This window comes from Portibacter marinus (genome assembly GCF_021533195.1).
In the GTDB taxonomy this organism is placed as follows: Bacteria; Bacteroidota; Bacteroidia; order Chitinophagales; family Saprospiraceae; genus Portibacter; species Portibacter marinus.
The window spans coordinates 197,566-212,814 of sequence record NZ_JAJNKB010000005.1; the positions used below are offsets into that span (position 1 = coordinate 197,566).

8 protein-coding genes are annotated in these 15,249 nt (G+C 41.9%); 3 read left to right on the forward strand and 5 right to left on the reverse strand.

Annotated elements, in window-relative coordinates; all coding sequences use genetic code 11:
* Window positions 1–8 precede the first annotated feature (8 nt).
* Together L2567_RS13530 and L2567_RS13535 are read left to right on the forward strand one after the other, a co-directional pair.
* Window positions 9–2,192, forward strand: a complete 2,184-nt coding sequence (locus L2567_RS13530) for a RagB/SusD family nutrient uptake outer membrane protein (RefSeq protein WP_235298325.1) — start codon at window positions 9–11, stop codon at window positions 2,190–2,192.
* A gap of 47 nt (window positions 2,193–2,239) precedes the next feature.
* On the forward strand, window positions 2,240–3,595 hold the full coding sequence (locus L2567_RS13535; RefSeq protein ID WP_235298326.1) for a glycoside hydrolase family 53 protein: 1,356 nt from the start codon (window positions 2,240–2,242) through the stop codon (window positions 3,593–3,595).
* Window positions 3,596–3,675: 80 nt separating this feature from the next.
* On the opposite strand, the gene L2567_RS13540 is transcribed toward L2567_RS13535, so the two are convergent.
* From L2567_RS13540 to L2567_RS13560, 5 genes are all read right to left on the reverse strand, one after another.
* A complete protein-coding gene (locus L2567_RS13540) occupies window positions 3,676–4,647 on the reverse strand; it encodes an App1 family protein (RefSeq protein ID WP_235298327.1) in 972 nt (323 codons plus the stop codon).
* 44 nt (window positions 4,648–4,691) lie between these two features.
* Window positions 4,692–6,503, reverse strand: a complete 1,812-nt coding sequence (locus tag L2567_RS13545; RefSeq protein ID WP_235298328.1) for a glycoside hydrolase family 13 protein — start codon at window positions 6,501–6,503, stop codon at window positions 4,692–4,694.
* A 57-nt stretch (window positions 6,504–6,560) separates the two neighbouring features.
* Window positions 6,561–7,199: a hypothetical protein gene (locus L2567_RS13550; RefSeq protein WP_235298329.1), complete on the reverse strand. Its 639-nt coding sequence runs from the start codon at window positions 7,197–7,199 to the stop codon at window positions 6,561–6,563.
* Window positions 7,200–7,345: 146 nt separating this feature from the next.
* The gene (locus L2567_RS13555) at window positions 7,346–9,163 is read right to left on the reverse strand and encodes a CocE/NonD family hydrolase (protein ID WP_406626693.1); all 1,818 of its coding nucleotides are present in this window, start codon (window positions 9,161–9,163) and stop codon (window positions 7,346–7,348) included.
* 57 nt (window positions 9,164–9,220) lie between these two features.
* Window positions 9,221–12,337, reverse strand: a complete 3,117-nt coding sequence (locus L2567_RS13560) for a VPS10 domain-containing protein (protein ID WP_235298331.1) — start codon at window positions 12,335–12,337, stop codon at window positions 9,221–9,223.
* A gap of 164 nt (window positions 12,338–12,501) precedes the next feature.
* On the opposite strand from L2567_RS13560, the gene L2567_RS13565 reads away from it, so the two are divergent.
* Window positions 12,502–15,132, forward strand: a complete 2,631-nt coding sequence (locus tag L2567_RS13565) for a valine--tRNA ligase (RefSeq protein WP_235298332.1) — start codon at window positions 12,502–12,504, stop codon at window positions 15,130–15,132.
* The last annotated feature ends 117 nt before the right edge of the window (window positions 15,133–15,249 follow it).

The window sequence follows — 15,249 nt, forward strand, 5'->3', positions numbered from 1 at the left end:
AAAAGATCATGAAATATATAAAGATAATTTTTTCATTAGGCTTATTAATGGTGAGTGTAGGTTGTTTTAAGGACCTGGATACAGTGCCATTGGATGAGGATGTGGTGACTGCCAATGTGGTTTTCGAAGACCCGGAATCCTATCTTAGAGTCTTGGCCAAGTTGTATGCTGGATTAGCAGTATCAGGTCAACAAGGTCCAGCGGGTCAAGCTGATATAGAAGGAATTGATGAAGGTTTTGGGCAATATTTACGTGGCTACTGGTATCATCAGGAACTGACCACGGACGAAGCGCTTATAGGTTGGAATGATCAAACCATCGCAGATTTTCATGCACAATCGTGGACTTCTTCTGATGGATTTATTTTCGCACATTACTCCAGGATATTTTATCAAATTGCCCTGGCTAATGAATACCTGAGGGAAACTACAGATGAAAAATTGGCAGAAAGAGGCGTTGATCCTGCACTAGAATCTGACATTCAAGGGTATAGAGCGGAAGCCAGATTTTTGAGGGCACTGAGTTATTACCATGCCCTTGACTTGTTCAGGAATGTGCCTTTCGTTACTGAAAATGATATTGTGGGTTCATTCTTTCCTGAGCAGATCCAAGGACCTGAACTCTTTAATTTTATAGAGGCTGATCTGAAAGAAATTGAAACAGAGATCGCTACTGTTAGGACCAATCCTTATGGTCGTGCAGATCAGGGAGCGGTTTGGGCACTCCTGGCCAAGCTGTATTTAAATGCAGAAATCTATACCGGAACTGAAAGATATGCAGACTGCCTGGAATATTGTACGAAATTGATCAATGCAGGTTATGAATTGGATGATCAATACCAGCACCTCTTCCTTGCGGATAATCATTTATCTTCTGAGGTAATTTTCCCGATCACTTTTGATGGAATCAATACCAGAACCTGGGGAGGAACAACGTTTATCGTCAGTGCAGGTATCGGAGGTTCTATGGACCCAAGGGCTTCTGGCGTGGCCAATGGTTGGGGCGGTGTAAGAACAACTAAGGAGTTTGTCCAAAAATTTCCTAATGAAGATCAAGTGCTTGTTGAACCTAGCCAAGGTAGTACCAGGCAGTATCCGAAAGTCTATATACCGGGATCTTTTAATGATTTCAATGCTTCTGATACAGAAAACTCACTTTCCTCTAAGAATAGCAATAAGATATTTGAAGGTTACCGATATTTTGCTGAAGACAATACAGAGTTTGTAGTTACAACCATTCCCTCATTAGCACTTAAATTAGGTGATAACGAAGGCGATGGAGTTCTGGAATCAAATGGTGCCAATATCGTAGTACCAGAATCTGGCTTTTATTATATCAGGGTGAATCTGAACGACAATACTTATGTCATTGAGAAGCAGGAATTTGGAGTAATTGGAGATGCGACATCTGCAGGATGGGAAGGCGAGGATTTAGATCTGGAGTGGGATGCTGACTTGGAAGCCTTAAAAATCAGTGTTAATCTATCTGCGGGTGGAATGAAATTCAGAGCAAATGATGCCTGGGATATCAATTATGGCGATACAGGTGCGGACGCCATTCTTGAATTAGATGGTGATGATATTGTGATCGAAAAAGGCGGTAATTATGAAATCATACTCTATTTAGATAAACCAGACTATACTTATCAGATCAACTTTCTTGACTTTGATCGAAGGAAGCTGTTTTACACGCAAGGTCAATCCTTAGAGATAGAAGACGTCGGACTATTTACAGATGGTTATGCCATTCGAAAGTTCAAAAACATCAACCGAGACGGTACACCTGGTTCTGATAATTCGCATCCGGACACGGACTTCCCTGTATTCAGGCTGGCAGACATTTATTTAATGGCGGCTGAATCGATATTGAAAACGGGTAGAGACAGGTCCCTGGCGTTAGATTATGTCAATAGGGTCAGGACAAGAGCCTTTCAAGGTGAGTCCTCTAATATTTCAGATGCTGAGCTGACTTTAGACTTTATTCTGGATGAGAGAGCAAGAGAATTATATTGGGAGTGTCACAGAAGAACAGACTTGATTAGATTCGGACAGTTTACGGATGGTGATTATTTGTGGGCATGGAAAGGTGGCGTTAAGGAAGGAAAGAAAGTCGAGCCTTATCGCGCGATATTTCCAATCCCGGCGTCTGACATCAGTGGCAATCCAAATCTGGAGCAAAATCCGGGATACTAAAAAAAATGGTGATCTGGAAATATCTGATTTTAAGTTATTTATGTTTAATGTTTTGCATCTTTGGGCAGGCACAGGAATTTTACTACGGCGCCGATCAGTCCTACGTCAATGAAATGGAAGATTGTGGTGTCGTCTACAAAGAAAATGGCGAAACCAAGGATGTCTACGATATTTTTCAGGATTACGGGAGTAATCTCGTTCGATTGCGATTGTGGCACACACCGGAATGGTATGACCAGTTAAACGATGGCAAGCGATATTCCGATCTTCAAGATGTCAAGAAATCAATTCAGAGAGCTAAGGAGCATGACATGTCGGTCTTATTGGATTTTCACCTTTCCGATGAATGGGCCGATCCGGGAAAGCAAATCATTCCGAAAGCGTGGGAAGGAGTTGCGAATGACCTTGAAGTATTAAAGGATTCCTTGTACAACTATATTTACAGTACACTTAGCAGTCTGCATAATGATGGATTGCTGCCTGACATGGTGCAGGTGGGCAATGAAACGAATAAAGGAATTTTGCAAACTAAAGAGGACAATCAGGAGTGGAAACTGGAATGGCCAAGAAATGCTGAGCTATTCAATCATGGCATTAAGGCGGTAAGAGATATAGCGCGAGATCTGGGTAAAGAGATACAAGTCATGGTTCATTTCGCCGGACCTGAAGATGCCATTTGGTTGATGGAGCAGTTTTGGAGCAATGGCGTGCAAGATTTTGATATCATTGGTCTGTCCTACTACTGGGCATGGCATAAACCTACTACCATAAAGCGGGCAGGCGACATCATTGACATGTTCAGAACAAAATACGACAAGGAAGTTATGGTAGTAGAAACGGGTTATATTTGGACCACAGCATCTAATGATTCAGCCAATAATATTATTTCGGAAATTGATGAAAATTATGGTGCAGCTTCTCCGGCAAGTCAAAAGGCTTGGCTGATAGATTTGAAAAATGAAGTTCAGAACTCAGGAGGTTTAGGGATGATCTATTGGGAGCCTTCATGGGTGTCTTCGGAGTGTCGGACTCTTTGGGGTAAAGGTTCGCATCAGGAGCATGCGACTTTTTTTGATTTCAATTCTAATTTACTCATTCCGGGGGGTGTTGAATGGATGAAGGAAAACAGTGTATCTATCGAGGAAAAAGTAGTTGGAACTTCTATCCAGATCAGCTATGACACCATCAACCATAACTTGGTAGTATCACTTCCATCGGAACCTAGAGATTCTTATGCATATAGAATCACAGATCTCACGGGAAGACTTTTGCTGCAAGGAAGGATCTCCAGTCAGCTTCAGTATATACCGATCGATCTTAAGCAGCCTCAGTATGTAGTAATCAGTATTAATGAAGGAAATCAACTTCTAAAGACTTTAAAGCAATTCATAAGCTCACATTAGTGATTAAAAATGAGGCTCCGTTTGGATAAGCCAATGGTCAACTGATAACTGATAGAATACTATTCGTAGATTAAAGCGGATTAAGAGATGTAACCATTTGCCTTAGCATGTTCCAACATGACTGATGAAGAATCTGTTAATATCACTTCAGTTTCATGATCAGAGTGTTCTTCCACTAATTTTTCGACTCTTTTTGCATTCTTATTTCTTCTGGTTTGTCTAATATAAATGGCGGCAATTTGACCTTCATATTCATGGGCAAGTTCGGTGTAAAAATCCGCATCCTCTGCTGCTGTATCTCCTAGCATGATAAATTTAAGATTTGGATGATTGTCCAGTACACGCTTGATGGAGACCAATTTGTGATCATGAAAATTTCCAACGGGATTTAAACCATAGTCACGCAACAAGATAGGTCCTTTCGGAAGTCCCTGAAGATCCATAAACTCACTTAGGGTATCAAAAATATTCCAGGGACTGTGTGAGATGTAAAATATGGGATGCTGATCATCTGCAAACTTGCTGAAGAGTTCCACTATTCCCTCCATCGGTAACCTTTGATGTGCATCTTTGAAAAAAGTGGCATACAGCATTTTCAATTTGAAAATTGAGGTCACATTGGTTTTCAGAACTGTATCATCGATATCGGTAATGATTCCATATTGAGCATCCTTAGCCGCGAAGAAAACTTCTGCAACAGCTGATTCTATTCCATGTGATGTCACAATGGCCTGAATCCAATTCGATTTGTAATTGTGTTGATAATCCCATTCTACATCCAAGGTAAAATACCCCTCTCGATCGGTTACTACTTCATACTCTCTGCCTTTGATTTCTATGTTAACTTTGACACCTGGTACTTCATCGGTCTCGAAACGTTTGAAATTTTGAATCAGGTTTCGGATGGCACCTTCCGTTTCTCCTTCGAAAATGCCTTCATTCTCCAATACCCTGCCTTTGATCCACAAACTATTAGGTGATGCGTAACCATAGTAGGGTTGAATCATTAAAGGATCTTTCTTGTTGATTTTCGAGCGCAGATTTCGTAACATAGACTAATTTTTACAAGCCTAATGTCGGTAAAGCGTTTTTTGTTCTATTCAAGAATATAGGCCGTCTTAGGCATTAATGTGATGGTATTTCTCAGATCCATCTCGGTGCCGCTGATGACATCTCTGGCGGTTTGTTGTGGAAAATACTTTTTATAGCGATCGAGGGATAGTGATACTGTCTCTTCATTTTTATTGAGAACCACCATGACCCGATCGTCACCGCTGTGTCTTATGTAAACATAAACGTCATTGATTTCTGGTGCAAAATGTACCAGTTCACCGTTGTGAATGACTTCATTATCTCTGCGCCATCGTAGAATTTTTCGCATATAGGACCGGAAATCTTCCTCTTCCTGTGTCAGCTCAGGATCTTCATTCGGCCATCCACCTGGAAAATCAGACCTAATTTCGCCGTGATCTCCAGTGCTATCTGCCATCAAGACCTCCGTTCCATAGTAAAATTGTGGAATTCCCCTCATCGTGGCAAAATAGGCGATGGCCATTCTGGTTTTAGCAACATCCTCTCCCAGTTGTGCATGAATTCTGCTCATATCATGATTGTCAGGAAATATGACCATGTTCATAGGGTCAGGGTAGAGATAATCCAGTCCTAATTTTTCATAGACATGGTTCCAGGATGAGTGCCAATTTTCTTCTTCTGTCAATGACTTAACGAGTGCATTTTGAATCGGAAAGTCCATGAGACTCTTCAAATCAGAGGTATAATCATTGGGGTTATCCTTACCTTTTTGCCAATAACTGACTACTACAGGATTGAGATACCATTCTTCAGCAACGATATTAAAATTGGGGTATTCAGTCATTACAGCCTTGGTCCAGTCCGCCATGAAATACATATTGGGATAGGGGTAAGTATCTTGTCTGATCCCTGAAATTCCCGCAAATTCAATCCACCATATGGTATTTTGAATTAGGTATTTGGCCATGCTGGGGTTTTCCTGATTGAGATCCGGCATAGAAGGCACAAACCACCCTTTGAAAAACTGACGTCTGTCCTCTTCGGTAGCATAGGGGTCCAATATGACGGTTTTTCGATGATTGGTGTTGGTATACTCCGGCCATTGATTGATCCAGTCTTCCGATGGCAAATCTTTCATCCACCAATGTTCTAGGCCACAATGATTGGCAATCATATCCATAATCACTTTGATCCCTTTATCACGAGCGAGATCACAAAGCTTCAGGTAATCTTCATTGGTGCCATAGCGTGGATCTACTTTGTAGTAATCCGTGGTGGAATAGCCGTGATAGGAATACGTTTCCATGTCATTTTCCAATATGGGATTGAGCCAAATGGACGTAAAACCCATGTCTTTGATGTAATCCAGATGATTGATGATTCCCTGGATATCTCCGCCATGTCTGCCACCTAACAACTCTCGATCGACTTCTTCTTTCAAACCCGGCACATTGTCATTTTCAGGGTTACCGTTCGAGAAACGGTCGGGTGTAATCAAATACATGACATCAGAACTGTTAAAACCTTGGATATTAGCACGTTGAGGATTTCTTTCCAGAATGGGGTAGGAGTGAGTGATGACAAGGTCATCACCACTGTACAACATGATATCGACATTTCCTGCTGCAGCATTTTCTAATATATCAATGGTAATGAAAAGATAATTGGGATTCTCATAGGCTTTGTGCGACAACAATTTCACACCTTCATACTTGATTTTAGGTGTCAAAGTCGCGAGATCTTTCCCATACATCATGATTTCGATTTCATGATGTTTCATGTCTACCCACCAATTAGGGGGCTCCACTCTTTCCAAGGATTGGGTAAAGGAAAATAGGGGTGTGCAAATCAGGATAAATAGTACAAATCTTTTCATCCTTAAAAATATGAAAAATAAGGTGTCAGACAAACACTATCAGGCCACTTTGATCCTTTAAAACTTAAATGCGACTCCCAAAGCGTTAAGATTCATTCTAGTATTGATAAAGGTTTCATCTAGAGGAATCTCATTAATGGATTGGTTAGCAGTGGAAGATTCTAAAATAAAATCTAAAGATGTATTTAGAAAAATATACGCATTGGATAAAATGTTGGTATATAACACTAATCTGCCTGAAGGTCCTACCTGAAAATTACGATAAGAGAAATCTCTAATCACAGGACGATCAGGAAGTGTGAAATCTCCTTTGTAGTTTAGAAAGCTACCTACCAGTCCCGCAGAAAGAAAAGTACCAAAGTGTTTGAATTGATACTGATGTTCTACACCAAGAAATCCCCCTAGGTTGTACCACAATGTGTTGCCAATATTATTATCATACCAGGAATGATTCATTCTGTTGACTAAGCCATTGACTTCACCCACGTAAAAGAACCTGGTTTCCTTGTGTCTTTTTAAGTAGGTTAAGGACAATTTAGAGTTTTTACCAAGATGTTGAATTTCAGGCGCAATATTGGGAAGGCCGGTGACATTCCCCAAAAAAGAGATTCTCAATTCATGATTTCGAGTTTCATCTATTTGTGCTAAAGTAAATAATGGAAGAAGACAAATGCAAATCAATAAAGTTGTTTTCATAGCAAAGGGTTACTTTCATTTTTAGACTCTAGACAAATAACGAATGAAAATACCAATTTGTATATCTAAACAGCGATATATGTGCTACACTTTCTCATTCTGTAACCTATTCAATGTCGTGTAACGGTATTCAAAGGACCCTAAAGTTATTCTCCTTCCTCTTTTACGATCGGCAGAGTTATATTACTAGGGTATTCTTTAGAATGATGAATCTTATTCCTCGCAATCACTCCTTCAGATTCATCATAATTATTGCCACCTGTATTGAGGTTTCTGACAAATCTTGGAAAGTTGCTACTTGATACCTCGATCCTGATCCTATGTCCTTTTTCAAAATAATTGCTGGTCGACATTGGACTCATTTCGATTTTATACACCTCCCCATCTTCCATAAAAACCTCCTGATCGTAGCCCTCTCGATATCTGGCGCGCTGTATCGTTTCATCTAAGTTATACGCGGTTCCATCTGGATAGACATCGATCAATTTGATGGTAAAATCCGTGTCCCTCGCATCTGATGAAACATAAAGGGTGGATTCGATAAATCCACTCACTTCCATACCTTTGCTAAGCGGTTCACTAGTATATACCAGGATATCATTTCTGGTCTCCATTTGTCGTTGATCGAAGGCTCCACCTTCGATGGCATTACCAGTGCAACAAACATTGCCCCCATAGCTGGTTACAGGGTTCATAGGATCATAGACAAACTCATCGGCTTGATTATCGTCTGGTGCTTCACCGACCAGCTTACCACCTCCAAATAGGCTGTTAGCATCTCCCTCACTATCCAGAAAATAGGTAGTCATTTCAGCGGCGGCCGGAGGAAAAACTTCACTCGTTTTCCAGATATTTTTGCCCATCAGATAATAGTGAACCTTCGGTTTTTGTAAAATAGCATTAGATTGATCTTTCAGCCAGTAATCGAACCATCCGTACACCAATTCGTCATAATCCAGGCGTGCGTCTCCGACACTTCTTTCTCCTACAATGGTATTTTCAGTAGCGCGTGTATACCTGCAATGAAGAGTAGGTGCAATGACCAGGTACTGGTCATCTCTGCCTTTACTAACATGGTTGTACAACTCAATATTAGGGGCAGTAGATACGTCATACCACGAGACAAACCAGTACCCGGGTATTTCGATTTCCATATCTTCATGATACAAACCCCCTTCAAACCATTTTGGATCATTGGGCTTTCGGGTAATCATTTCCTCAAATATCCCTTGAGGACCATTGACATTTTTGATGAGATCCTGAACGGGAAGGTGCCAAAGCTTTTCAGACCAATCCACCCTTGGATACTCCGGAGCCATATCATAAAAGCGCTGTAACCTTAAAAGATCTTCCTGAGAAATACCTTGCTCAAGTCTCGGAGCTTTTGGATCGTGCTGAACTCCGTAAAGCCATGCAAAAAATAACATTTGCTCTGCTCCGCCTCGATACCAATTACCCTGCTCGTAAAACCGGCCCACTGTTCCTACTCCGGCTCCAAAACCCTGAGGAACCATAGCCGCGTGCGAAGGGTGGTCGAGGGCAGCCACCGCCATTTGCCATTCCGCAGTGGAAGAACATCCCAATGTACCTATCTTCCCATTTGACCACGATTGATCCGCCATCCATTGAAAGGCATCATAGCCATCAGTCAGCGGAGTACCTAAAATGTCCCATTCCCCTTCTGAAAAGAATCTGCCTCTTTCATTTTGCACTACATAAGCATAGCCCCTTTTTACAGCTTCATAAGCTCGTTGAAGGGTTCTCGTAGATTCCTCTCCGTCTCTCCAGGTATTGAAATTGTAAGGTGTTCTGGAGAATATAATGGGGACAGGATCGTCAGTTTTAGGCCGATAAATGTCGGTGGCCAATCTGATTCCGTCTCGCATAGGCATCATGACCTTTTGATCCACAATGGCAATTTCCTGCATGTATGCCAGGTTAATTTCCTGCCCATTGATCTCCATCAACAGCGTTAGTAAACAAACTAAAAAGCTTATGTATTTTATCATTATGATTGATTTTTATGGTCTTACATGAATTCGATCGCTCATGATACGCACTCCCAGTGGTTGACCTATTTTGTTTAATTCTACTAATCCTTCATTGATTAATTGGTCAAGATCAGAGAGTTCTTTATCTAGTTCTGCACTGACTTCTTTATAAAAAGCGACTGCCTGATCTGTAGGTTTATAGTCACCTCGCTGCTGATCTGCAAGTAAAAATGCCAGCCTGTTATTGATTCTGATTCCGTAATTCAAGGGATCTTGTCGGGCTTGATTCTTCGTCATATGAATGTTGTTTTCAATGACTTCTAACTCATCTACTAGTCGGTCAGCAGTTTCAAGAAATTCCTTATAATCTGGATTATCAGCCAATTTCTTCTCAAAGTAATCAATATCACTTTTGATACTTCTGATGTCGATGATCGCTTGATGTGCCTCACTTACTTTATCTCGAACATTACTCAGGTACTCAAACTGCTCCTCCAAATCCTCCTGAGTACTTTCAAGTCTTGGATCCTTTGTAATTTCAAATTCCTGGTCTTTAGCCATATCGTCTACGATCAATTTCGCGACATATTGACCTGGTACAGCTTTCGGACCGTTATTAGGAGAGGAATAAAGTACCATGCCATCAAATTCCTTAAATCCTTCATATCTCATATCCCAAATAAATCGACCATCAACTTCCAATTTATTGTCCTTATCCTTAGCATGATTGGTGAAGCTACGGATCAATTGACCATCAACCTCCTCAATTCGAAGTTCCACATCCATAGAATCATTATAGTCTTGAATAAAATAATTGAACAATACACCATTTGGATGATTTGTGCCTTCCAATTTACTATTAGGACTTCCCCAACCTCCTTGTGCCATTCTGTAAGCAGGCTTTGGTTGATACAAATGGTGCGAGGATTGTAAGATTTTTTCATCAATTTGTTGGAGGGGACCAAGGTCATCAATCATCCAGAAGCTCCTGCCATGGGTAGCAGCAATTAGCATATTGTCTTTTACGTGCAGATCCCGAATGGAGGTAATGGGCAAATTAAGTTGTAAAGGTTGCCAGTTTTCTCCATCATCCCAACTCACAAACATCCCCCATTCTGTTCCTGCATACAACAGTCCTTCTCTGACCTGATCAGCCCGTATGGCTCTGGTATAGTAATTCGAAGGAATGCCATCTGTTATTAAGGTCCAATTTTTACCGTAATCCTCTGTTTTGTAAAGATAAGGTGTATAATCACCAAATTTATAATGTGTAGCAGCGAGGTAAGCCGCTCCTTTCTTAAATGGATGAACATCAATACAATTCATCATGTTGAGCTTGGGTGACCCTTTAGGTGTGACCTCCTCCCAGTTTTCACCTCCGTCTCGTGTTATATGAACCAGGCCATCATCACTTCCAACCCAAATCACACCTTCTTCAAGAGGAGATTCGGCCATTGCAAATATGTTAGCATAAAATTCAGCTCCCGTATTGTCCTGCGTAATCGGACCGCCTGAGGATTTAATGGTTTCGGGGTCATTGCGAGTCAAATCCGGACTAATGGTCTTCCAGGATTGGCCTTCATTTGTTGAAACATGCAAGTAATTAGAACCAGCGTATAACTTTTCAGAATTATGAGGGCTAAACATGACCGGAAAATTCCAGTTGAACCGGTATTTCATGATTTCTGCACCAGACCCTGCTGGATTATCTGGCCATACATTAGTCGATCTCGTTTGGCCATTGGAATGATCTTTTCGCATCATATAACCTTTGTACGTGCCACCATAAACGATGTCAGGGTCATCCGGGTCCGGTGCCAGGTGCGCACTTTCACCACCAGCGGTAGATTCCCAGTCTTGCTCTGTGATCGCATTTTCGGACGATCTGTGGCTGATTCGAATAGCACTGTTATCTTGCTGCGCTCCATATATCCGGAAGGGAAAGTGATTGTCTGTTGTGACCCGATAGAATTGAGCGGTTGGCTGATTGTGATAGGTAGTCCAATTTTCACCGGCATCATAACTTACCTGACCGCCACCATCATCTGCGATAGCCATAATTTCATTATCTCCCGGATTGATCCATAGGTCGTGATGATCACCATGTGGTGTTTGAATTCTTTCATAAGTCTTTCCACCATCATTAGATCGCCAAAAGCCCACATTCAAAACATACACCCGATCTTCCAATTGCGTATCTGCATATATTCTTGAATAGTACCAGGCCCTTTGTCTTAGCTCTCGGTTGGCACTGGTCTTAGTCCAGGTTTTACCAGCATCGTCACTCCTAAATACACCACCATCGTTGGCTTCGATAATGGTCCATATTCTGTCAGAATTCAAAGGCGAGACAGTGATTCCAATGATGCCGAGTGTACCTTTAGGAAGACCTTCGCTTGCGGTGATATCTGTCCAGCTTTCTCCGGAATCAGTACTTTTCCAAAGTTTGCTTCCTGGTCCACCGCTGTCCATGCGGTAGCCATTTCTTTTCATTTCCCAGGTAGAGGCGTAGATGATCCTCGGATTGTTAGGATCGAGAATCAAATCACCGGCTCCTGCTTTATCGCTTTCATAGAGAATCTTTTCCCAGGTGGTCCCTCCATCAGTCGTTTTATATACACCTCTCTCTTTGTTGGGTTTCCACAAATTGCCAATGGCAGCAACATATACAATATCCGGATTGGTGGGATGGACCCTGACCCTGGCAATGTGCTCTGTTCCTTTCAGGCCAATGTGTGTCCAGGTCGTTCCGCCATCTGTGGATTTCCACATGCCATTACCTGACGAAACATTTCCTCTGAGGGTTTGCTCTCCCTCACCTACATATAAAACATTAGGGTCCGAAGGAGCCATGGCTACAGCGCCTATAGATCCCCCAAAAAAACCATCAGAAATGCATGACCACGTATTTCCGCCATCCTTAGTCCTCCATACTCCGCCGCCGGCCGTACCCATGATATATTCATTGGTCTTTTTCGGATTACCTACAATTGTTCCAGCCCGCCCGCCGCGAAAAGGACCGACTTGCCTCCATTGAACCGTGTTGATTGCTTCTTCATCAACGTTGCTCAGCTGTTGTGCATAAAGGCTGTTAAAGTCATATAAAAAAAGAGTTAGTGCAAATAGTAAAGTGAAGTGTATTCTCATAAAAATTAGTTTTCAGCAAATTAAGTAAATGCAATTGAAGTCAAAAATCGTAGAGAAATTAATTATGATTGATTTCAACATCGAGATTAATCCTTTTGTCAATTGGATTTGTTTCATCTGAAAGACTTACCTTTGCAGGTTAAATTATAAAATACAGACAAAGAATGATCTCACCCACATACAATCCGGCTGAAGTTGAAGAAAAGTGGTATGCACACTGGGAATCAAAAGGATATTTTCACTCTGAACCTGATGAGCGTGAAGCATTTTCCATCGTTATTCCGCCACCCAATGTTACGGGTGTATTGCACATGGGCCATATGCTCAACAATACCATCCAGGATATATTGATCCGTAAAGCGCTTTTAGATGGCAAAAATGCTTGTTGGGTGCCGGGCATGGATCACGCTTCGATTGCTACTGAGGCCAAAGTGGTCAAAATGCTCAGGGAGAAAGGGATCAAAAAATCGGACCTCACCCGAGATGAGTTTCTGGCTTATGCATGGGAATGGAAGGAAAAATACGGTGGAATCATCTTAAAGCAATTGAGGAAGCTAGGTGCTGCATGTGACTGGGAAAGAACCGCTTTCACTATGGACGAAGAGCGATCAGCGGCGGTATACAAAACTTTCGTGGACCTCTATCATAAGGGTAAATTGTATCGTGGGCTCAGAATGGTAAATTGGGATCCTGAAGCCCTGACCGTTTTGTCTAATGAAGAAGTGATTTATAAAGATGAGTCAAGCCATATTTATCATGTCAGATATCAAATAGAGGGTTCTGAGGAGTTTGTCACGATTGCAACTACGAGACCAGAAACGATTTTGGGTGATTCAGCCATCGCAGTTCATCCTGAGGATCCAAGATATCAGCATTTAAAAGGTAAACGAGCCTTGGTTCCTTTAATTAATAGATCTATCCCGATCATATTCGATGATTATGTAGATCGGGAGTTTGGAACAGGAGCGCTCAAAGTAACACCGGCTCATGATGTGAATGACTATGAAATAGGAAAAAGACATGATTTAGAGGTTATAGAGGTCTTAAACGATGATGGAACGCTGAATGAAAAGGGTGAAGTGAACCATTATGTTGGACAGTCGAGATTCAAAGTCAGAACGGAAATTGTAAAAGAATTAGAAGCCTCAGCCAACCTGGTCGAAGTAAAACCCTACACCCATAATGTTGGAAGATCGGAGCGGACCAATGCTGTAGTCGAACCCAAGCTCAGTTTGCAGTGGTACGTGGATATGAAGAAGTTAGCAGAGCCGGCATTGAAAGCGGTCATGACAGACGAGGTCGAATTCTTTCCAAAGAATCAAAAAAACGTCTACAAGCACTGGATGGAGAATATACGTGATTGGTGTATTTCCAGACAATTATGGTGGGGACATCAGATACCGGCCTGGTATTATAAAGATGATGTTTATGTAGCTGAGACAGCTGAAGAAGCATTGTATCAGGCAAGGGCTCATACGGGAGATCATGATTTAGAATTGGATGATCTTCGCCAGGATGAAGACGTATTAGATACCTGGTTTTCTTCCTGGTTGTGGCCAATGTCTGTTTTTGACGAGTTTGGTGATCAGGAAGAGATCGACTATTACTATCCGACCAGTGTTTTAGTCACGGGCTGGGATATTATATTTCTGTGGGTGGCCAGAATGATCATGTCAGGATACGAATGGAAGGATGAAAAACCATTCGAGCATGTATATTTTACAGGTATGGTCAGGGACAAGCAGAGGAGGAAGATGAGTAAGCAATTGGGCAATTCACCAGATGCCATCAAACTGATGGAGGAATTTGGAGCGGATGGTGTCAGATATGGTATGCTGTCCAGCTCGCCTGCGGGAGGAGACCTCTTGTTTGACGAAAAATTGGTAGACCAGGGTAAAAAGTTCTGCAATAAACTGTGGAATGCCTTGCGGATGTTCAAAAATCTGGAGATTGATTCATCGCTTGAGACGCCTCAGGAAAATAAATTGGCTATCAGCTGGTTAGAGCAAAAGAAGTCCATGATGCTAGAGGAATTAGAAGGAAATTTTAAGGCTTATCGTCTGTCAGAAGCGCTAGTTACGATCTACAGTTTTATTTGGGGTGATTTCTGCAGCTGGTACCTGGAAATTGTCAAGCCAGATTATGAGCAACCCATTGACCCACACACGTATCAAAAGTCCATGGATCTCTTTGAGGAATTGTGTTTGATTTTGCATCCTTTCATGCCATTTATCACAGAGGAAATATGGCACAAATTGAAGAAAAGAGGAAAGGGTGAAGATTGTATGGCTGGTAGTTGGCCGGAGGCAGGACAGTTCGATAAAGGTTTTGTCAAGTCAGTTGAGAAGGCTAAAGATGTCGTTTCGAAGATCAGAGATGTTAGGAACAAGTATGGATTGAAAAAAAGTGAGCCATTAAAAGTATATGTTGAAGAAAGTGAAGGCGCCAGGGAGCTGCTTTCGGTGGAGGGAATAAGAGCGATGATTTTGAAGATTGGTGTTTTGGAGGATCTGATCTGGACCACGACTGAGCCGGAGGGGACGATCGGATTTTTATCGGGAACGGAGAAATACTATGTAGAGTTAGAGCTGGAGATCGATGTGGAGGCTGAGCGTGAAAAATTGGAGAAGGATTTGGATCATGCGAGAGGTTTTGTGAGGTCTGTAGAGAAAAAATTAGCAAATGAGCGGTTTGTGAGTAACGCGCCTGAGCAAGTGGTGGCGCTGGAAAGGAAGAAGCTACTGGATGGTAAAGAGCGGATCAGGATCATTGAGGAGAGTTTGAAGAGTTTGTAGTGGTGATATCTGGCAAATGGAATTTGCGAGTCTCAGGGCAAGTTACTGGTCCCAGGGCAGTTTGGAACTTTACACTGCTTTAGGACTTGTCACTTTAGTGGCAAGCTAGGTAGGAAA